Origin of the sequence: Nocardia sp. NBC_00511, from assembly GCF_045161165.1 — a bacterium.
In the GTDB taxonomy this organism is placed as follows: domain Bacteria; phylum Actinomycetota; class Actinomycetes; order Mycobacteriales; family Mycobacteriaceae; genus Nocardia.
This window is the reverse complement of the sequence record NZ_CP107849.1, coordinates 1739058-1758612: the sequence shown is the minus strand read 5'-3', so window position 1 is coordinate 1758612 and position 19555 is coordinate 1739058. Positions and strand designations below refer to the sequence as shown.

General features: G+C 68.4%; 23 protein-coding genes. 12 read left to right on the top strand and 11 right to left on the bottom strand.

What is annotated here, in order from left to right; all coding sequences use genetic code 11:
* Positions 1 to 88 precede the first annotated feature (88 nt).
* The 4 genes from mptB (at position 89) to OG300_RS08385 (ending at position 4565) form a co-directional block, all read left to right on the top strand.
* Positions 89 to 1771 carry a polyprenol phosphomannose-dependent alpha 1,6 mannosyltransferase MptB gene (mptB, locus tag OG300_RS08400; RefSeq protein ID WP_405493844.1) on the top strand — a complete coding sequence of 561 codons (1683 nt, stop codon included), beginning with the start codon at positions 89 to 91 and terminating at the stop codon, positions 1769 to 1771.
* Entirely contained in the window at positions 1768 to 2700 is a 933-nt protein-coding gene (locus OG300_RS08395; protein WP_405493842.1) for an ABC transporter ATP-binding protein, read from the top strand. Before mptB ends, OG300_RS08395 begins: the two co-directional genes overlap by 4 nt.
* 8 nt (positions 2701 to 2708) lie before the next feature.
* Positions 2709 to 3479: an ABC transporter permease gene (locus tag OG300_RS08390; protein ID WP_405498505.1), complete on the top strand. Its 771-nt coding sequence runs from the start codon at positions 2709 to 2711 to the stop codon at positions 3477 to 3479.
* A gap of 111 nt (positions 3480 to 3590) precedes the next feature.
* A complete protein-coding gene (locus OG300_RS08385; RefSeq protein ID WP_405493840.1) occupies positions 3591 to 4565 on the top strand; it encodes a COX15/CtaA family protein in 975 nt (324 codons plus the stop codon).
* A gap of 4 nt (positions 4566 to 4569) precedes the next feature.
* On the opposite strand, the gene OG300_RS08380 is transcribed toward OG300_RS08385, so the two are convergent.
* Positions 4570 to 5442: a class I SAM-dependent methyltransferase gene (locus tag OG300_RS08380; protein ID WP_405493838.1), complete on the bottom strand. Its 873-nt coding sequence runs from the start codon at positions 5440 to 5442 to the stop codon at positions 4570 to 4572.
* Between the two features lie 7 nt (positions 5443 to 5449).
* The gene (locus OG300_RS08375) at positions 5450 to 6004 is read right to left on the bottom strand and encodes a cupin domain-containing protein (RefSeq protein ID WP_405493836.1); all 555 of its coding nucleotides are present in this window, start codon (positions 6002 to 6004) and stop codon (positions 5450 to 5452) included.
* Positions 6005 to 6177: 173 nt separating this feature from the next.
* On the opposite strand from OG300_RS08375, the gene OG300_RS08370 reads away from it, so the two are divergent.
* Together OG300_RS08370 and OG300_RS08365 are read left to right on the top strand one after the other, a co-directional pair.
* A complete protein-coding gene (locus tag OG300_RS08370; protein ID WP_405493834.1) occupies positions 6178 to 7086 on the top strand; it encodes a sigma-70 family RNA polymerase sigma factor in 909 nt (302 codons plus the stop codon).
* 55 nt (positions 7087 to 7141) lie between these two features.
* The gene (locus OG300_RS08365) at positions 7142 to 7429 is read left to right on the top strand and encodes a Scr1 family TA system antitoxin-like transcriptional regulator (protein ID WP_405493832.1); all 288 of its coding nucleotides are present in this window, start codon (positions 7142 to 7144) and stop codon (positions 7427 to 7429) included.
* Positions 7430 to 7438: 9 nt separating this feature from the next.
* Here the strand turns inward: OG300_RS08365 and OG300_RS08360 are convergent, their stop codons facing one another.
* Positions 7439 to 8269 carry a class I SAM-dependent methyltransferase gene (locus tag OG300_RS08360; protein WP_405493830.1) on the bottom strand — a complete coding sequence of 277 codons (831 nt, stop codon included), beginning with the start codon at positions 8267 to 8269 and terminating at the stop codon, positions 7439 to 7441.
* Between the two features lie 71 nt (positions 8270 to 8340).
* Between OG300_RS08360 and OG300_RS08355 the strand changes: the two genes are divergently transcribed.
* The 3 genes from OG300_RS08355 to OG300_RS08345 all read left to right on the top strand — a co-directional run bounded on the left by OG300_RS08355 (position 8341) and on the right by OG300_RS08345 (position 10764).
* Positions 8341 to 8931 carry a TetR/AcrR family transcriptional regulator gene (locus OG300_RS08355; protein WP_405493828.1) on the top strand — a complete coding sequence of 197 codons (591 nt, stop codon included), beginning with the start codon at positions 8341 to 8343 and terminating at the stop codon, positions 8929 to 8931.
* A 204-nt stretch (positions 8932 to 9135) separates the two neighbouring features.
* A complete protein-coding gene (locus OG300_RS08350) occupies positions 9136 to 10242 on the top strand; it encodes an ATP-grasp domain-containing protein (protein ID WP_405498504.1) in 1107 nt (368 codons plus the stop codon).
* Positions 10243 to 10371: 129 nt separating this feature from the next.
* Positions 10372 to 10764: a limonene-1,2-epoxide hydrolase family protein gene (locus OG300_RS08345; RefSeq protein ID WP_405493826.1), complete on the top strand. Its 393-nt coding sequence runs from the start codon at positions 10372 to 10374 to the stop codon at positions 10762 to 10764.
* A gap of 18 nt (positions 10765 to 10782) precedes the next feature.
* Here the strand turns inward: OG300_RS08345 and nagB are convergent, their stop codons facing one another.
* The 5 genes from nagB to OG300_RS08320 are packed head-to-tail and all read right to left on the bottom strand — an operon-like array spanning position 10783 to position 15850.
* Positions 10783 to 11565, bottom strand: coding sequence for a glucosamine-6-phosphate deaminase (gene nagB, locus OG300_RS08340; RefSeq protein ID WP_405493824.1), 783 nt, complete (start codon positions 11563 to 11565; stop codon positions 10783 to 10785).
* Positions 11553 to 12719, bottom strand: a complete 1167-nt coding sequence (locus OG300_RS08335) for an N-acetylglucosamine-6-phosphate deacetylase (RefSeq protein ID WP_405493822.1) — start codon at positions 12717 to 12719, stop codon at positions 11553 to 11555. The genes nagB and OG300_RS08335 overlap by 13 nt, the downstream gene beginning before the upstream one ends.
* Positions 12716 to 14371 (bottom strand): phosphoenolpyruvate--protein phosphotransferase, encoded by a 1656-nt coding sequence (gene ptsP, locus OG300_RS08330; RefSeq protein WP_405493820.1) that lies wholly within the window; start codon positions 14369 to 14371, stop codon positions 12716 to 12718. Before ptsP ends, OG300_RS08335 begins: the two co-directional genes overlap by 4 nt.
* Positions 14361 to 14624, bottom strand: coding sequence for an HPr family phosphocarrier protein (locus OG300_RS08325; RefSeq protein WP_405493818.1), 264 nt, complete (start codon positions 14622 to 14624; stop codon positions 14361 to 14363). The genes ptsP and OG300_RS08325 overlap by 11 nt, the downstream gene beginning before the upstream one ends.
* The gene (locus OG300_RS08320; protein WP_405493816.1) at positions 14621 to 15850 is read right to left on the bottom strand and encodes a PTS transporter subunit EIIC; all 1230 of its coding nucleotides are present in this window, start codon (positions 15848 to 15850) and stop codon (positions 14621 to 14623) included. The genes OG300_RS08325 and OG300_RS08320 overlap by 4 nt, the downstream gene beginning before the upstream one ends.
* Before the next feature lie 112 nt (positions 15851 to 15962).
* Here OG300_RS08320 and OG300_RS08315 point away from each other — a divergent pair, with 112 nt between their 5' ends.
* Both OG300_RS08315 and OG300_RS08310 read left to right on the top strand, forming a co-directional pair.
* Positions 15963 to 16193, top strand: a complete 231-nt coding sequence (locus OG300_RS08315) for a glucose PTS transporter subunit EIIB (RefSeq protein WP_405493814.1) — start codon at positions 15963 to 15965, stop codon at positions 16191 to 16193.
* A gap of 5 nt (positions 16194 to 16198) precedes the next feature.
* Positions 16199 to 16648, top strand: coding sequence for a PTS glucose transporter subunit IIA (locus OG300_RS08310; RefSeq protein WP_405493812.1), 450 nt, complete (start codon positions 16199 to 16201; stop codon positions 16646 to 16648).
* A gap of 101 nt (positions 16649 to 16749) precedes the next feature.
* Here OG300_RS08310 and OG300_RS08305 read toward each other — a convergent pair whose 3' ends face one another.
* Both OG300_RS08305 and OG300_RS08300 read right to left on the bottom strand, forming a co-directional pair.
* On the bottom strand, positions 16750 to 17463 hold the full coding sequence (locus OG300_RS08305; RefSeq protein WP_405493810.1) for a GntR family transcriptional regulator: 714 nt from the start codon (positions 17461 to 17463) through the stop codon (positions 16750 to 16752).
* 39 nt (positions 17464 to 17502) lie between these two features.
* A complete protein-coding gene (locus OG300_RS08300; protein WP_405493808.1) occupies positions 17503 to 17853 on the bottom strand; it encodes a hypothetical protein in 351 nt (116 codons plus the stop codon).
* An 85-nt stretch (positions 17854 to 17938) separates the two neighbouring features.
* Here OG300_RS08300 and OG300_RS08295 point away from each other — a divergent pair, with 85 nt between their 5' ends.
* Positions 17939 to 18904 (top strand): quinone oxidoreductase family protein, encoded by a 966-nt coding sequence (locus OG300_RS08295; protein ID WP_405493806.1) that lies wholly within the window; start codon positions 17939 to 17941, stop codon positions 18902 to 18904.
* Between the two features lie 12 nt (positions 18905 to 18916).
* On the opposite strand, the gene OG300_RS08290 is transcribed toward OG300_RS08295, so the two are convergent.
* Entirely contained in the window at positions 18917 to 19528 is a 612-nt protein-coding gene (locus OG300_RS08290; protein ID WP_405493804.1) for a TetR/AcrR family transcriptional regulator, read from the bottom strand.
* Between the last annotated feature and the right edge of the window lie 27 nt (positions 19529 to 19555).

The window sequence follows — 19555 nt, the reverse complement described above, 5'->3', positions numbered from 1 at the left end:
GCCGGCAACCCTCCGGCACACCGTGGCACGCCCGCAACGGCCATGCGAACGGGATCCGGGCCAGCCCGCCGGACTAGGCTTCGCTGCTGTGGCGGTAGTGGAAGGCGCGCGGCGCAGAGTCATAGAGATCGGACGCCGGGCCCTGGGCCTGGACGTCCCGGCCGCCGACCACACCATCGCTGTCCTGCACAGCGTGGACCACGATGTGCCCGGCCTGGACCGGCGAGAAACCCTGCAGCTGATGCGGATCCGCCTGCTCGGGGCGACCGGCGTGGTCATCATGGCCATTTCGGCACTCGGTGTGGGCGCGCAACCGGTGCATCAGAATCCGACCTCCGGGATGCGGGTGCTCGGGTTCTTCGCGCGGGCGCACACCTCGACGCTGGCCATGTGCCTGATCGGGACCGTGCTGGTGGTGATGGCCTGGCTGCTGCTGGGCCGGTTCGCGGTCGGCGGGTGGGGCGGCAATCCCAAGCATCGGTTGAGCCGCTCGCAGATGGATCGCACGCTGCTGCTGTGGATCATCCCGCTGAGCATCGCGCCGCCGATGTTCAGCAACGACGTGTACTCGTATCTGGCACAGAGCGAGATCGCCGCGCGGGGGCTGGATCCCTATCAGGTGGGTCCGGTCGACGGGCTGGGGTTGAGCAATGTGCTCACCAACAATGTGCCCAATATCTGGCGCGAGACGCCCGCGCCCTACGGACCGCTGTTCCTGTGGATCGGGCGCGGGATCGCGGAGATCACCGGCGACAACATCATTGCCGGAGTCTGGCTGCACCGGGTGCTCGCGCTCGGCGGTGTCGCGCTGATCGTGTGGGCGCTGCCGCGACTGTCGCGACGCTGCGGGGTCGCGCCGGTGAGCGCGCTGTGGCTCGGCGCGGCCAATCCGCTGGTGCTGTTCCACCTGGTCGGCGGCGTGCACAATGACGCGCTCATGCTCGGGCTGATGCTGGCGGGCGTGGAATTCTGCCTGCGCGCCATCGACGATCGCAGACCGTGGGACCGAAGGGCCTGGGCGCTACTGATATTCGGGGCCGCGGTGATCACCATGTCCTCGTCGATCAAGATCACCTCGATCATCGCGCTGGGATTCGTCGGCATGGCCCTGGCTCGACGGTGGGGCAACGGGTTCCGCGGAATTCTGTCCGCGGCAGGCGTATTGGGGCTGATAGCCGCGACGATCACCCTGTTCATCAGCACGGCCAGCGGGCTCGGGTTCGGTTGGGTCAATACCCTCAACACCGCCAGCGCGGTCCGCAGTTACCTGTCGCTGCCGACCGCGATCGGCATCATCACCGGGTTCGGGGGCGTGCTGCTGGGGCTCGGCGATCACACCACCGCGCTGCTCGACATCACCCGCCCGCTCGCCGAAATCGTGGCGGCCCTGGTCATTCTGCGCATGCTGGTCGCCGCCTGGACCGGGCGACTGCTGCCGGTCGGCGCGATGGGGGTGGCGCTGGGCGCGCTGGTGCTGCTGTTCCCAGTGGTGCAGCCCTGGTATCTGCTGTGGGCCATCGTGCCGCTGGCGGCCTGGGCCAACAGTCGCGCGTTCCGGGTGCCCGCCGTGGTCATCTCGGTCATCGTCAGCGTGCTGGTGATGCCGCGCGGTGCGGACTTCTATGTCTTCCAGATCGTCGAATCCGCGATCGCCACCGTGATCGTGTGCGGACTGCTGATCTTCCTGACTCGAAATGTGCTGCCGTGGCGCAATCAGCCGGGGGTGTCGGCTCCGTCACAGCGGCCCACGCCTTACGGTGTCTCATCGTGACCGCAGCTTCCGGACCCGCCGTACGCGTCGACGGCGTGGTGAAACGCTACGGCGAGACCCTCGCGGTCGACGGCATCAGCTTCGACCTGGAACGCGCGCAGGTGCTGGCGCTGCTCGGGCCCAACGGCGCGGGCAAGACGACCACCACCGAGATGTGCGAGGGCTTCGTCTCCCCCGACGCCGGGCGCGTGCGCGTGCTGGGGCTGGATCCGATCGCCGACTCCGAACAGCTGCGCGCCCGCATCGGCGTGATGCTGCAGGGCGGCGGCGCGTATCCGGGATCCAAGGCCGGGGAGATGCTGGATCTGGTCGCCTCCTATTCGGCGAATCCCCTCGATCCGACCTGGCTGCTGGACACGCTCGGGCTCAAAGAGGCTCGGCGCACGCCCTATCGGCGTTTGTCCGGTGGTCAGCAGCAGCGGCTGGCGCTGGCGTGCGCGCTGGTCGGGCGGCCGGAGATCGTGTTCCTCGACGAGCCGACCGCCGGATTGGACGCGCAGGCGCGGCATCTGGTGTGGGAGCTCATCGACGCGCTGCGCCGCGACGGAGTCAGCGTGCTGATGACCACACATCTGATGGACGAGGCCGAGCAGCTCGCCGATCAGCTGGTCATCATCGACCACGGCCGGGTGGTCGCGCAGGGCACGCCCAGCGAGGTCACCTCGCACGGCGCGGAGGGCCGCCTGGCCTTCACCGCACCACCGAAACTCGATCTGTCCCTGCTGGAAGCGGCGCTGCCGGAAGGCTTCACACCCACCGAGACCGCGCCCGGCTCCTACCTGCTGCAGGGCGACATCACCCCGCAGGTGCTGGCCACCATGACCGCCTGGTGTGCGCGAATCGACGTGCTGCCCACCGATATTCGCATCGACCAGCGCCGCCTGGAAGACGTGTTCCTCGAACTGACCGGGCGGGAGCTACGCGGGTGACCGAGACCATGAACCGATTCGCGCCGGGGACCTTCTCCCCCGCACCACAGCCCACGACGCGCGCCAAGATGCTGACCGCGCAGACGCGCATGGAGCTGATCCTGTTGCTGCGCAACGGGGAACAGCTGCTGCTGACCATGTTCATTCCGATCACGCTGCTGATCGGGTTGACGCTGCTGCCGGTGAGCGGGCTCGGCGACCACCGGGTGGATCGGGTGGTGCCCGCGGTGATGATGGTGGCGATCATGTCCACCGGGTTCACCGGGCAGGCCATCGCGGTGGGATTCGATCGACGCTACGGGGCCTTGAAACGGCTCGGGGCGACGCCGCTGCCGCGCTGGGGCATCGTGGCGGGCAAGTGCGCGGCCGTGCTGATCGTGGTGGTGCTGCAGTCGATTCTGCTGGGGGCCATCGGATTCGCGCTGGGCTGGCGGCCCACGCTGACCGGGCTGCTGCTGGGCGCGGTGGTGATCGCGCTGGGCACCGCGGCGTTCACCGCGCTGGGTCTGCTGCTGGGCGGGACGCTCAAGGCGGAAGTGGTGCTGGCGCTTGCCAACATCCTGTGGTTCGTCATGTTGGGGACCGCGAGCCTGGTGTTCATGTCCGACGATCTGCCGCACGCGGTGAGTCTGATCGCGCGGATCATTCCCTCCGGTGCGCTGTCGGAATGCCTGGAGCAGGCGATGCGCAACAGTGTCGACTGGTACGGGATCGCCGTCCTCGCGGGCTGGGGCGGGCTGGCCGGATGGCTGGCGACGCGGTTCTTCAAGTTCGACTGACGCGGTTTCCGAGGCGGCCGAACGCGAATCCCGGCCCTGCGCCCGGTGTTTAACGACACGTTGTAGTAGGGCCGGTGACAGGGCCGAATAGGCCACCGCTACCATCGACGCGTGCTCTCACGCGCCTTCCAGCGACTCGCCGATCTGTTCCCGATGCCATCTCTTCGGGTGCAGCGACTGATCGCCTTCCTGGTCGTCCTGTCCCAGGCCGGAATCTCGGTCACGGGGGCCGTCGTTCGCGTCACCTCCTCCGGGCTCGGCTGCCCGACCTGGCCGCAATGCTTCCCCGGCAGCTTCGTGCCGACGGCCGTCGCCGAGGTGCCGGTCGTGCATCAGCTGGTGGAGTTCAGCAACCGCATGCTGACCTTCGTGGTGACCCTCGCCGCCGCCGCGATCGTGCTCGCGGTGACCCGGGCGCGGCGACGACGCGAAGTCCAGATCTACGCGTGGCTGATGCCCGGCGGCACCGTGCTGCAGGCCGTGATCGGCGGGATCACTGTGCGCACCGGCCTGCTGTGGTGGACGGTCTCGGTGCATCTGCTGGTGTCGATGCTGATGGTGTGGCTGGCGACGCTGCTGTGGACCAAGGTCGCCGAACCCGACGACGGTGTGCAGACGGTGCAGGCTCCGAAACCGTTGCAGCTGTTGACCGGATTGAGCGGGCTGGCCCTGACCGGGACGCTCATCGCGGGCACGCTGGTCACCGGTGCGGGACCGCACGCGGGTGACAAGAGCGTCGAAAAGCCGGTCGCGCGACTGCAAGTCGAGATCGTGACGCTGGTGCATCTGCACGCCGAACTGCTCGTCGCGTATCTGGCGCTGCTGGTCGGGCTGGCGTGCGGGCTCGCGGCGGTCGGCATGAACAAGACGATCCGTACCAGGTTGATCGTGGTGATCGCGCTGGTGTGCTCGCAGGCGCTGGTCGGCATCGTGCAGTACTTCACGCACGTGCCCGCCGCACTGGTGGCCGTGCACGTCGGCGGTGCGGCGGCCTGCACGGCCGCGACCGCCGCGCTGTGGGCCGCGATGCGAACCCGCGAAACGGTGAACGTGACCGAACCTCAGCCGGTCACCCAGGCCGCCTGAGGTTTCAGACGCGGTCCGCCACCACGATTCGACCAGCGGCCAAGAACCTTTCGCGCTTCCCCACGACTTCGGCGGCAGCGGCGGCGGCCACCATGTCGATATCGCTCGTGGGAGTGAGCCCTCGTTCGGTCAGCAAGGCGGCCAACCCTTCCGGCGTCCACGACGACCGCTGAGGTTCGCGCGCCATGGGATTCGCCCGACCGGTCACCGACAGCAGCAACTCCATGGCCCGGCGGCCGTAGCGGTGCACCAGGTTCGGCGTGGTGTAGGTGACGATCAACCGGCTGCCGGGCGCACTGCGCTTGGCCACCTCGGTGACGGTGTCGGCGATCTCGGCGGGCGTCAGATAGGTCACCACGCCCTCCCAGATCCAGGTGGTGGGACGCGTCGCATCATGACCGGCAGCGGTGAGGGACGCGCCCAGCGTGTCCTTGCCGAAGTCGACCGGCACGAAATGCAGATCGGCCTCGGTGGTGCGCGCCCCCAGCCGTTCCCGCTTGAGCGCCTGGGACGCGGGATGATCCACCTCGTAGACGGTGACCCCGGCGAGTTCGGGCATGCGCCAAGCCCGGGAATCCAGCCCGGCCCCGAGAATCACCAACTGCGGGTTGGCGCTCTCCCGCACCGCGTCATCGATGACGGCCGTCCGGGCGGCGAGCAATTCAGCCGTCCCCGAAAGCAATTCGTATTCGATCCGCGCACCGACGCCCTTCGGGATATCTCCCGCGCGCACCCGATCCACGAGTTCCCGCTCCCCCGCCGTCAGCAATTCGACGGCGAGCGGGTCCGAGAACCGGCCCACCCCCAACCGCCCGTTCGCAACCGCCCGCCCCTGACACACCAGCACCGCGGTCCTGCTCGCCTCGGTATCGATCATGCAGCCATTATCGGCGCGGTCGCGCAATCCTGCCCGCCGCCCGGTCCCACTCCCGTGCCGTCGCGCGGTGCTGCTGCCACAGCGTGCTTTCCACGAAGTGATTGTCGAATCGGTCCTGTGTTTCCAGGATCTGCGCCAGGCTCGCTTCACCTCGAATGAACCGTTCGCCGAGACGGAAGTACTCGAATCGTTCGATGCCCGGGGTGAACACGATCAGTACGTCCGCGGGCGCGGTCGCCGGTGCGGCCCAGGCGTGCACCATGCCCGGAGGCACCAGCAGGAAGTCACCCGCGCCCATGATGACGACCTCTTCGCCTGCGAGCACCTGCAACGTGCCGTCGAGCAGGAAGAACAGTTCGGCTGAGGTGGCGTGAAAGTGCGGCGGCGGCCCGTCGGTTCCGGCAGGCAGCGTCGCGCGATTGGCGCTCAACGCGCCCCCGGTCGTGTCATGGTCGGCGTACAGCCGCACCCCGAGGCGATCGAGCTGCTCGGCCTCGTCGTGGCGAATGAACAGTGCCCGGCCGGAGTCGGCATGCACGGCACTGGGATTGGATACGGTCATGATGTGGCCTCCTGGGCGGCCGGAGCGTTTCCCCGGCCGAACACCACAGAGCCCGACCCGAGCCCGCGAGTGACAGCGGCACGAGTTCTTGTGACAGGGAACATATTTCGCCGAACCTGTCACACTTCCGCGCCACCGACCCTCTACGGCGGCGACAGCCGAGGAGGCCACAGATGACGACACCGCCACCGCGAACCGCGACCGACGAGGTCACCGCGCAATTCCTGGAGTACCGCGAACTGCTGTTCGCCGTCGGCTACAACATGCTGGGCACGGTCACCGACACCGAGGACGTCCTACAGGAGGCGTGGCTGGCCTGGGCGGGCCGCCACCGCGACCCCACCGCCGCCCCGATCGACAACCCCCGCGCCTACCTGGTCCGACTCACCGCCAACCAGGCACTGTCCCGCCGGACGGAAATCGGCCGCCGCCGCGAAACCTACGTCGGCCCATGGCTTCCCGAGCCCTTGATCACCGAAGAAGACTCGGTGACCGGGCCACTCGAACGCAAGCAATCCCTCTCCACGGCAGTCCTGGTCCTGCTCGAAACCCTCTCCCCCGTCGAACGCGCGGTTTTCGTGCTGCACGACGTATTCGGCTTCCCCCACCCCGAAATCGCCGAAATGCTCGACCGCTCCCCCACCTCCATCCGTCAACTCGCCAGCCGCGCCCGCAAACACCTCGACGCCCGCCGCCCCGTCCGCCACACCGACCCGATCCCCGCCGGCCTGGCCGAACGCCTGGCCGAGGCAACCCTGCGCGGCGACCTCCCCACCCTCCTGGAACTCCTCGCACCAGACGTCACGCTGCTCACCGACAGCGGCGGCCTGGGCCCCGCCCAAAGCCTCGCCCCCGTCCACGGCCGCACCGCGGTAGCCGCGATCTTCATGGCGATCGCCACCCAACTGTCCAACCGCCACGTAGCAATCCACTACCGCCGAGTCGCCGAAGACCCCTGCGTCCTCATCTTCACCGAAGACAGCCCCCTCGCCGCGGTAGTCATCGACCCCACTCCAGCCGGAGACCAGATCGAGGCCGTCTACTCGGTAACCAACCCGAACAAGCTCACTCGGATTCACTGACCCCACCCACAGCGGGAGGAGGTGTTTCGAAACGCATGGAGCGGCAACAGATCCTGTGTTGATGCTCGGACAGCTCGATCGGCTGCTCGCCATCGCGACGATGCCCAGGATCACCCTCGGTATCGTTGCGGCCCGCGCCAGGTACCGAGCGCCGGTGTCGAACTTCATCATGTTCGACGACCGCATGGTCATGGTCGAGACGATCGCGGCGGAGATGACGGTGACCCAACCGCGCGAGATCGCGCTCTACGGGCGCACGTTCGATGCGTTGGCGAATCAGGCTGTCACCGGAGACGAATCGCGGGCGCTGATTCGGAAGGCGATCGAAGTGTGGTCGGAATAGCCTTCCGGCTCAGGGCTGTTCGGGTTCCGTGGTGTCACGCACCGCGGTTACGGCGGCGGTCGTGTAGGTCATGGTGAAGGTGCCGCCGAGGGCGTCGATGGCTGCGCCGAGGGGGTCGAGGATGCGGGAGAGGGTTTGCGGGTCGAGGCGGGTGAAGATGCCCTGCGTGGGGACTTGGTCGAGCCATTCTTCTCGGGTGTAGGTGCGTTCCCAATCGAAGAGCCATTCTTCGGGGGCGGTGAAACCTCCTGCGGCGCGGAGGCTTTCGGCTGGTTTGGCCAGGATCGGGCGGTAGATGTCGCGGCTGGGCTGGTTGGGGATGGGCTGGTCGGGGATCACCTCGCGGCAGGCGGCGGTGAAGGCGTCGTTCACTGATGGGGGTGGTTGGGCGATGTGCCAGAACAGGGCGATGCGGCCGTTCGGGCGCAGGAGGTGGCGGGCTTTGGCGGCACCGGCGACGGGGTCGACCCAGTGCCACGACGTGGCGGCGATGATCGCGTCGAATTGGCGGTCGCGGGGGTCCCAGTCTTCGAAAGTGCCGGGCTCCACGGCTATTCCGGTGCTTCTGGCGAACTCGGCCATGCGGGCGTCGGGTTCGACGCCGAGGACCGTTGCGCCTGCGGCTCGGAACTGGCGGGCGGCGATGCCGGTTCCGCAGCCGACGTCGAGGACCTCAGCGCCGGGCGCGTTGGCGAGGACCCGGGTGATCAGGTCTGCGGGGTAGGGCTGGCGCGTGCGGTCGTAGCGTTCGGCGTTCACACCGAAGGATTCGGCCATCTGCCGGTGCAGATGCGGGGCCGGTTCGGTGGAGGCGGGCGGGTCCGGCGGTAGAGTGACCATGCGCCCACTTTAAGTGGGCGGTTGCCCACTTCGCAATGGAATGGGTTCGATCGGCGGAACGGAGTGTGTGGGTGCCCACCGGGGTTGCGATTCGGGATGCGCGGACGCAGTTGTTCGACGCGGCTGAGCGGATTCTGTTGCGGGAGGGGCCGAGTGGGTTGACCAGTCGGGCGGTGACCGGGGAGGCGGGGGTTGCCAAGGGGGTGCTGCATCGGCATTTCAGTGATTTCGACGGGTTTCTGGCGGAGTTGGTGGAGGATCGGATTCTGCGGATCGAGGCTCGGGGGGTGGCACTGCTCGAGGCGGCGGGCAGCGCTACGGTGGCCGAGAATCTCAGTGAGGCGCTCACCACGGTGTTCGAGACCGTGGCGGTGGCGATCGTCAGCCTGATCACCTTCCGCGATGATCTGCAGACCCGGTTGCGGGCGCGCCGTCCCGGTGGCGTTCCGATGCTCGCCGAGGCCTCGACGGTTGTCGCGGCCTACCTCAGCGCCGAGCGCGAAACCGGCCGACTCAGCGCCGCCGCCGACATCGACACGCTCGCACCGACTTTGATCGGGGCCGCCCACCTGCTGTTCGCCGATCGCACGGCCGCCCGGCCCGAACCCGAGGCGGTGCGGCGGGTGGTGCTCACCGTCATCACAGGGGCGTTGACGGCCTGATCGTTACCCGACCTCACAGGAAAGTTCGGACATATCGCCCAGTACTGGCGTTAGCCTGGGTGAATATCGGTGGGCGACAGCGAAACCGGTGGTCTTTCCAGTCGAAACGTGCACGTCATCGAGCCGGGCTACGCTCCGCGCACCATTGAGAACGCGCCAGGGTTAGCACCGTTCGGCCGCATGTATTGAGAGAGGAGCGTTGCTATAACGCTTCGAATTTGGCTGAGCAGCGCCGGGGCCGCGACTGTTCAGGTGATGCGGTTGCTGCGGGACAATCCTGATGGGCACGACGTCACCGTCTACGCCAGCAATGTGGATCCGGGCGCGGCAGCCCTGTCGGCGGCCGATGTGGCCGCGGTGGAGCCCCGCTATGTCGGCAACGACGCGTACGCGCAGTTCGCGCTGGACTTCTGTGCCAAGCACCACATCGATGTGCTGATCCCGCCGCGGCGGCTGGACGCGCTCGCGGGACGGGCCGCGGACTTCGCCGCGATCGGGACCCGGCTCATGTGCTCACCGCTGCCGTCGGTGGAGGTGCTGACCAACAAGGTGCGGACCTACGAATCCGCCGCGGCCGCAGGCATTCCCGTGCCACCGTGGCGGGCGGTCTCCGACGCCGAAGGGTTGCGGGCGGCCGTCGAGGAACTCTCGATGACGGATCCGAGACTGTGCATCAAACCCAGCGGCGAGTATTCGGCCTTCGGCTTCCGCATCCTCGACGACGGACCGCTGACCATGGCGAGCCTGCTGGCGGCCCCGGAACCGCTGGTGTCCGTCGACGCGGTCGCCAATGCCATGCGGCAGGCGGCGGAGGCGGGCGAGAAGGTTCCCGAACTGCTGGTGATGCCGTTCCTCGACGACCCGGAGATCAGCATCGACTGCCTGTCGGCACCGGGCGGCGTGCTGCTGACCTGCGTTCCGCGCGCCAAGGACGGGCGCTTCCGCACCCTGGTGGACTCCCCCGACCTGGAATCGCTGGCGCGGCACCTGGTTCAGCATTTCGAGCTGTCCTATCTGACGAATATCCAACTGCGCCAGTACAAGGACGAGCCGGTACTGCTCGAGATCAACCCCCGGCCCTCGGCGGGGCTGTTCCACACCGCGTTCGCGGGCATCAACCTGCCGTGGGCCGCGGTGCGGGTGCTGCTGCACGGCGATTCGGGCCTGACCCGTCCGCCCCGGCTCGGTGTCCATCTCGCGGTGGCCGAAGCCGTCATGGAGGTCGACCCGAACCCCGTTGTCCCGGAACCGCTCCCGCTGCCGACGCTACCGGCGGTAGCGACGATGGAACCGCAGGCCTGGGCGGTGTGACCCGACACTGGCGGGTGTGACAACAGCGCGGTTTCGTCTCACCCTGAGACGAGACTTGACACCGCCGCGGCGGGGCGGAATTTTGGCGTCTGCACGCAGGATTCGCCGAACGAAAGGTCTCCCACCGCCGTGAGCATCGACCCCACCGTCCTCGCCCCCGCCGACGTCGTCACCGCGCTGTGCGCCGAATGGCTCACCGGCACACCGGAATCCATCGCCGAGTTCTTCACCGACGACGCCATCTACCACAATGTGCCGATGGAGCCGTTCATCGGCAAGCCCGCCATCCTGGAGTTCCTGCGCGGGTTCATCGGCGCGTTCGGCGGCATCGAGTTCACCGTGCACCATCAGGCTGTCACCGGGAACATCGTGCTCAACGAGCGCACGGATCGATTCAGCCTGGGCGACAAGCAGATCGAGCTCCCGGTGACCGGCGTGTTCGAGGTGCGCGACGGACGGATCGCCGCCTGGCGCGACTACTTCGACATGGCCCCGTTCAACGCCCTGCAGCAGGAGGCCTGAGACTCGGCGACCCGAAACTCAGAAGCTCTGCCAGGCGGGCTTGTTGGCCACCGCGAAACGGTAATAGTCGACGGCCTTCAGGTTCGCCGCGGCGGCCGGATCGACGATCACGGTCGCATGCGGGTGCAGTTGCAGGATCGACGCGGGGCAGAACGCCGACAGCGGGCCCTCCACGGCGGCGGCGACGGCCTCGGCCTTGCCCTCACCGGTGGCGATCATCAGCAGGTGCCCGGCATCACCGATGGTGCCCAGCCCCTGGGTGAGGACGTGGGTCGGCACCTGCGCGAGATCGTCGTCGAAGAAGCGGGCGTTGTCCTCCCGGGTCTTGGGCGTCAACGTCTTGACGCGGGTGCGTGAGGCCAGCGACGAACCGGGCTCGTTGAACCCGATGTGCCCGTTCGCGCCGATACCGAGGATCTGCACCGCGACGGGTCCGTTCGCGGCGATGCCGTGCTCGTAATCGGCGGCGGCGGCCGGAATGTCGGCGGCATTGCCGTCGGGACTGTGCACGGCCGCGTCCTCGAAGTCGACGTGCGAGGTGAACTCGTCGCGAATGAACTGCCGGTAGGACTGCGGGTGACCCGGCGGCAGCCCGATGTACTCGTCGAGCAGGAACGCCTGCACCCCGGCGAAGCTCAGACCCTCCTCCCGATACTGGCGGATCAGCTCCCGGTACGCGCCCAACGGTGAAGAGCCCGTGGCCAATCCGATCGCCCGCGCGCCGCGGCGCACATGGTCGGCCATGATGCGACCGGCCAGCACTCCGGCCTCGGCCGCGGTATCGGTGATCACGAGTTCCATCGGGCTCCGTTCTTGTACACGGTGACAGGGTTCAGGTTCGGGTCGGTGACCAGGACATCGGCGCGCATCCCGGGATGCAGGGAACCGATCTCGTCGGCCATGCCGAGCAGCCGCGCCGGGGTGGCACACGCCGCCGTGGCGGCATCGGTGAGGTCGACACCCGCGTGGAACACGGTGCGGCGCAGCACATCCGAGGCGGTCGCGGTGCCACCGGCGATGGCGCCCTCACCGTTCGGATCGTAGAGGCGCGAAATACCGTCCTTGACCACGACATCCAGGCTACCGAGCTGGTAGCGCCCGTCGGGCTGTCCAGCAGCGGCCATCGAGTCGGTGATCAGTGCCAGGTTATCCGCGCCGATGGTGTCGAAGACCATGCGCACGGTGCCGTCGGCCAGGTGCACGCCGTCGCCGATCACCTCCGCGACCACGTCGCCGCGTCCGGCGGCGGCCATGGCGGCGGTCAGGAAGTTGGCGTCACGATGCGCGAGCTCGGGCATGGCATTGAACAGGTGGGTGATCGACACCCGCCTGCCCAGGCGCACGGCGTGCACCGAGGCGTCGTAGTCGGCGACCGTATGTCCCAGCGAGAGAATCACATTCGCGTCGGCCAGCACCTGCGCCAACGCATCGAAGTGCGCGGTCTCCGGGGCGATGGTCACCGACACGATGCGCCCGCCACCGTGATCGACGAGCCGCTCGAGCAGTTCGGCGTCCCCGGCCAGGATCCGGTCGGGATCGTGCGCACCGCGGCGGTGCGGGCTGATGAACGGCCCCTCGAGGTGGATTCCGGCCAGCAGCCCGACATCGACGATCTTGCCGAGGATGTCGATGCGTTCCCGCAGTTCGGATTCCGTCGCCGAGACCAGGGAGGCGATCAGCGTGGTGGTGCCACGGCCGCGATGGAAGTTCGCGGCCGTCACCGCCCCGGCGACATCGGTTTCCGGGAAGCCGTACCCGCCGCCGCCGTGACAGTGCACGTCGATGAGTCCGGGCAGGATCACCGGCGGCGAATCCGGCGGTTCCGGCAGCTCGCCGCCGAAACCGGTTGCCGGGCCGACATAGTCGAGTCGCGGACCGTCGAAGGACACCACGCCGTCGGCGAGTTCGCCGACCTCGGTGAGGGTGACGACCCGCCCGCGCAGGGTGGTACTCACCCCGCGCGCCCCAATGCGGTCCGGGCGGCGGCCAACGCGTCGTCGGCGGTCCGGGCGGCCAGCACCGCGGCGGCCGCCGCCTTGCACTGGTCGTGGGTCACCTCGGCGAGCCGAGCCCGCACGCCCGCCAGCGAGCGCGGGGCCATCGACAGCGTCTCGACCCCGAGACCGACCAGCACACAGGCGAATTCGGGATTGGACGCCGACTCCCCGCACACCCCGACCTTCACGTCGTGCGCCTCGGCTCCGGCCACCACCAGCGCGATGGCCGCGGCCAGGCCCGGCTGCCACGGATTCTGCAACCCGGCCAGCGTCGAGGACATGCGGTCCGCGCCGAACAGGTACTGCGAGAGGTCGTTGGTGCCGATGGAGAAGAAGTCCACCTCGGCGGCCAGGTACTCCGAACGCAGTGCGGCGGCGGGGATCTCGATCATCACCCCGCGCGCGTCCAGGCCCGCCTCGGCCGCCTTGGTGGTGAAGTAGCTCGCCTCCTCCGCGGTGGCGACCATCGGGGCCATCACCTTGACGGGTGTGCCCGCCGCGCGGCCGGCGGCCGCGATGGCGGTCAACTGGTCGAGCAGCGCCCCCTCATCGACGCTGCTCAACCGCAGTCCGCGCACGCCCAGTGCGGGATTCTCTTCCTCCGGCAGATGCAGGAAGGGAAGCGGCTTGTCCGAACCGGCATCGAGGGTGCGGACGGTGACCGGGCGATCTCCCATGACCTCGAAGATCTCGGCGTACTGCGTCGTCTGCTCGTCGACCGTGGGCGCGGATTGACGGTCCAGGAACAGGAATTCGGTGCGGAACAGGCCGACGCCCTCCGCGCCGAGCCGCACCGCCAGCTTGGCGTCCGCGGCGCTGCCGACATTGGCCAGCAGCGGGACCGCGTGCCCGTCGGCGGTGCGGCCTGGACCGGTCGGCGCGTCCGACTCTCGCGCCCGGGCGGCAGCCACTTCCTCGCGACGCGCCGCCGACGGCTCCAATTCGACTGTGCCCGTGGTGCCGTCGAGCACGACCTCGGTGTCCTCGGCGATGGACACCGCGTCCGGGCAGGCGACCACGGCCGGAATTCCGAGGGCCTTGGCCAGGATCGCGGTGTGCGAGGTCGGTCCGCCCGCGACGGTGAGCAGGCCCACCACGCGCTGCGGATCCAGCGTCGCCGTATCGGCCGGGGCGAGATCGTGCGCGAGCAGGATGAAAGGTGTTGCGCTGTCCGGGATTCCCGGCGGATCCACGCCCAGCAGCTCGGCCACCACCCGCTGGCCGACGTCACGCAGGTCGGAAACCCGTTCGGCCATCATGCCGCCCAGCGCCGAGAGCTGCGCACCGAAATGCGCGACGGCCTCGGTCACCGAATGCGCGGTGGGCTGGCCCGCCCGGATCCCGGCCCGCACCTGATCCAGCAGTGCCGGATCGGCGGCCAGCGCCGAGGTCATGAACAGGATGTCGGCGGCCGGACCGGTGACGTTCAGGGCCTGCTCGGAATAGCGGGCCGCGACGGTCTCGAAAGCGGTTTGCGCACGGGCGATCTCGGCGTCGACATCGCTGCCGGGGGCGTCGTCCGGGCTGGTGACCGGTGCGGACGCCAGCCACTTCACCGGACCGGCGACCACCCCGGGAGCGGCGGCGATACCGCGCACCTCACGCGTCAAGATCGGTCTCCAGCATGGCGACCAGCTTGTCGAGGGCCGCCTCCGCCCCGTCCTCGGCGTGCAGGGTGACGGTGTCGCCCTGCTTGGCGCCCAGTGTCATCACCTGCAGCAGGCTGTTGGCGGCGATCGGATCCTTGCCGTCCACCGAGATCTGCACGGGCACACCGGCTTCCCCGGCGGCCTTGGCGAACAGGGCCGCGGGGCGGGCGTGCAGACCGGTCTTGGACGCAACTACGGCGGTGCGAGTGATCATGCTGCGATGTTCTCCTTCTCGATGTCGTTCTCGTCGTCGTCGGGCTCCCGGCCGGGTGTCGCCAGGTTCCAGCGCTTGATGATGAAGCTGAACGTGAAGTAGTAGAGGGCCGCGTAACCGAGCCCGATCGGGATCAGCCACAGCGGATGTTGCGCCTTACCGAAGTTCAACAGGTAGTCGATGGCGCCGGCGGAGAAGGTGAAACCGTCATGGATGCCGAGCGCATTGGTCAGCGCCAGCGCCGAACCGGTGAAGACGGCGTGGATCAGCAGCAGCGGCCAGGCCACGAAGATGAACGAGAACTCCAGCGGCTCGGTGATTCCGGTGACGAACGCGGTCAGGCCCGCCGAGAGCATGATCCCGCCGACCAGCTTCTTCTGCGACGGCTTGGCGTTGCGCCAGATGGCAAGGGCCGCAGCGGGCAGGCCGAACATCATGATCGGGAAGAAGCCGGTCATGAAGGTGCCGGCCGAGGGGTCACCGGCCAGGAAGCGGGAGATGTCGCCGTGCTTGCCGTCGTAGTCACCGATGATGAACCACACCACCGAGTTCAGGATGTGGTGCAGACCCAGCGGCAACAGCAGCCGGTTCACGAAACCGAAGATGCCGCCACCGGCGACCGCGTTGTCGGCGACCGTATTGCCCAGCCAGGTCAGCCCGGAGTTGAAGGCCGGGTAGATGAACGACATGATCACGCCGATGAACACCGCCGCGACGGCGGTCAGGATCGGGATCAGGCGGCGGCCGGAGAAGAAGCCGAGGTAGTCGGGCAGCTGGACGCGGTGGTAGCGCTGCCACAGGATGGCGGCGGTCAGACCCATCACGATGCCGCCCAGGACACCGAAGTTCACCAGCGCGGGAGCACCTTTGGCGTCCACCTTGCCCGCCAGCACGACCGGGGACATGGCCTTGAAGACACCACCCAGCGCGAGGTAGCCGACAACGGCGGCCAGCGCGGTGGAGCCGTCGGCCTTCTTGGCCCAGCCGATGGCGATGCCCACCGCGAACAGCAGCGGGAGGTTGTCGATGAGTGCGCCGCCCGCGCCGCCGATGACGTCGGCGACGGTTTTGGTGGCCGTCCAGCGGCCGAGCATGTCGGCCTGTCCTAGTCGGAGCAACAGTCCAGCGGCGGGTAGCGTGGCGATCGGCAGCATCAAGCTGCGGCCGAGCTTTTGCAGTCCGGATAGATCGAGCTTCTTGCGAGAGCTCTCGACAGCATCGGCCATAGCGTTGGTCCTCGGTCTGTGAATGGCGTCACGCACAGGTATGGTGACTGGTTATAACCAGATCTATACTGGTTATAACCAGCTTTGTCTACTCGACACGCACGGAGGAAACATGTCGAAAGTTGATCAAATCGTCGCGGGCCTGGGTGGCATCGACAACATTGTCGAGGTCGAAGGCTGTATCACCAGGTTGCGCACCGAGGTCAAGGATGCGAGCAAGGTCGACGACAAGGCCCTCAAGGCCGCCGGTGCGCACGGTGTTGTCAAGGCGGGTAACGCGGTTCAGGTCGTCGTCGGGCCGACCGCCGACGCCCTCGCCGAAGACATCAACGATCTGCTCTGATCGCCGTGAGCACCCAGATCCTCGCCCCGCTCGACGGCCGCGCCATCCCCATGTCCGAGGTGCCCGACCCGGTCTTCTCGGCCGAGATGGTCGGGGCCGGCGTGGCCATCGAACCCCCCGACACCGATGACCCCACCACGGTGGTCGCACCGGTCGCCGGGGCCATCGTCAAACTGCATCCGCACGCCGCCGTCATCGTCACCGACGACGGCACCGGCGTACTGCTGCACGTCGGCATCGACACCGTCGGCAAGGCCGAACTGTTCGAGGTGCAGGCCGCCGAGGGCGACCGCGTCGCGGTCGGCGATCCGCTGATCACCTTCTCCCCCAATGCCGTTCGCCGCCTGGGCCTCAGCGCCACCGTGCCCGTCGTGGTCATGGACAGCGCACCCGGATCGGCGCGCGACGCCGCCAGCGGGCCGGTCACCACCGGTGCGGTGCTGTTCTCCGTGTGAGACAACGCGATCGGCCGCGTGCCGAACGAATCGAGCCGCCGCCCGGAATCCGGGCGGCGGCTCGATCGCGGAAAGGGTTGCGGCGCTGCGCGTTACCCCGGCTAGGCGTTGCCCTCGGCCGAGACGGTCATGTAGACCTGGTAGCGGTCGGCGCGATACCAGGATTCGGCGTGCTCGATCGGCCGGTCCCGCGAATACGAGATGCGATCGAAAGCCAGTAGCGGCGAACCGGTTTCGGTGCCCAGCCAGCCCGCGTGCCGCTCGTCGGCGGCCACCGCGCGCACGCTCTGCTCGGCACGGTCGATGGGGCAGTCGAATTCGCGTGACAGCAGCGCGTACAGCGAGGTCGTCAGATCGTGATCGAGCAGCCCGGGCAGCAGATCGGCGCGATACCAGCCGTCGTCGATCGACATCGGCAGCCCGTCGGCCAGCCGCAGGCGGACCAGATGGATCGCCTTCTCGTTGGCGGGCAACCCGAGTGCGGTCGCCGACGCGGGCGGCGGCACGGCGTGATCGGTGTGCAGCACCACGGTGCCCGGGGTACGGCCCAGGCGGCGCATATCGTCGGAGAACGACGCCATGTGCAGTCGCGAACGGGCGACCCGCTCGGCCACGAAAGTGCCCTTGCCCGGAATACGGGTGATCACGCCCTCGGATTCGAGCTGCCCCAGCACTTCCCGCACCGTCATGCGACTGACCCGATAGTCGTCGCAGAGCTGGCGTTCGCTGGGCAGCATCTCCCCCGGCCGCAGATTCGCGCACAGCGTGGTGAGCGCCGAACGGAGCTGCGCCTGCTTGGTCACACGCCCTGACACGTCAGCCGTTCCTTTCCGCCCCCACGGCAGCGGAAACGGTCACTTCTCGTTGCGCGCCTTGGGGAATCGCTTCTGATGTGCGACCCAGCCTGCCATCTTGGCCCAGTGGCCCTTGGCCGGGGTGACCTTCGAGATCAGCTCGCGGTCCCACTCCTCGGTCTCCGACAGGCCGTCGACGGTGGCGACGAGCTCCTTGGCGGTGGCCAGATCGGCGACGACGCGGTCACCGAGCACGCCGTCCTCGCCGACGAGGGTGACCCGGACACCGATGCGGCCGATGGGCTGCAGCACCGCGGTGGCGGAACCACCGTGCGCGGCCAGGAAACCCTTCACGGAATCCACGACGGACGGCGACAGCTTCTCGGATGCCGGGGCGGCGGTAGCGCTCATGCCCAGCAGTTTACCCACGAGTAAGACGGAGTCCACGAGCCGTCGATCACGTCGCATCCCGAGGGCGGGTGTAAGACTGGGGATCATGCGCGCCATTGAGGTTTCCGAGCACGGCGGTCCCGAGGTCCTGCGGTCCGCGGAGGTGGCGGACCCACAGGCCGGACCGGGGCAGCTGCTGGTCCGCACCGAGGCCATCGGGGTCAACTTCATCGACACCTACATCCGCACCGGGATGTATCCCGGCCCGGTGCCCTACATTCCGGGCGGCGAGGGCTCCGGCGTGGTCACCGCGGTCGGCGCCGAGGTCACCGAGTTCGCGGTGGGCGATCGGGTGGCGTGGGCGACCGCGCCCGCCAGCTACGCCGAACTGGTGGTTGTGCCTGCGGCCGTGGCGATTCCGGTGCCGGACGGGGTGCCCGCGCCGGTCGCCGCCTCGGCGCTGCTGCAGGGGATGACGGCGCACTATCTGATCGAATCGGTGTTCAAGCCGACACCCGACGACGCGGTGCTGGTGCACGCGGGCGCGGGCGGCGTCGGACTGCTGCTGACCCAACTGCTCTCCGCGCGCGGCGTGCGGGTGATCACCACCGTGTCGACCGATGACAAGGAGAAGCTCTCCCGCGACGCCGGCGCCGCCGAGGTGCTGCGCTACGAGGACGACATCGCCGGGCGGGTGCGCGAACTCACCGGCGGGGTGGGCGTGGCGGCCGCCTACGACGGGGTCGGCAAGACCACCTTCGAGGCCAGCCTGGCCGCGGTGCGGGTGCGCGGGACCATCGCGCTCTACGGCGCGGCCAGCGGGCCGGTTCCGCCGTTCGATCTGCAGCGGCTCAATCCGGCGGGCTCGTTGTTCGTGACCCGGCCGACGCTGGCGCACTACGTTCGCGACCGCGCCGAATTGACCTGGCGCGCAGGCGATATCATGCGGGCCATTTCCGATGGCACGCTGCACTTCCGGATCGGCGGCAGTTATCCGCTCGCGCAGGCCGAGCAGGCACACCGCGATCTGGAAGCCCGCAAGACCACCGGCTCGATCGTGCTGGTGCCCTGAGGTTTTCGTCGATTACGGGAGGTCGCGGCCGGTGAGGCCGCGATAGGCGAAGCGGGTGAGCGAGTCGATGGCCTCGTCGTCGGCGAGGCTCAGCCCGCCCTCCTGCACGACCTGCAGTAGGCCCCAGATCATCTGGAAGGTCATCGCCAGGCTGACATCGGGGGCCCCGGGCAGGCGCAGTCCGGCCGGAGCGAAGCCGTCGAGGTGGTCGGCGACCTCCTCGCGCTGCTCGGCACCCCATTGCGCTGCGACACGGGCGAATTCGTCGTTGACCAGGCCCGCCTGGTAGACCGCCCGCATCACCGGCCAGTTGCGACGGGCGAAGTGCCAGTAGTTCGCGACGTGGTAGCGCACCGCCTCCGGATCGGTGAAGTCCGCCTTGTGCTCGGCCGCCCCCGCGGACACATCACCGTCCGCGCCAACGTCTTTGAGCAGCGCCTGGAGCAGTTCTTCCTTGCTGGCGAAGTGGTTGTAGAACGAGCCCGCGGCCCGTCCGGCGGCAGCGGTGATATCGGTGATCTTGATGTTCAGGTAGCCGCGTTCGGCGAACAGTCGCCGGGCGGCGTCCTTGAGCGCCTGTTCGGTTTCGGCCGATCTCTCACTGCGGCGTCCAGCCACTTCCACACACCTCCTTGACAGCGGAAGTTACCA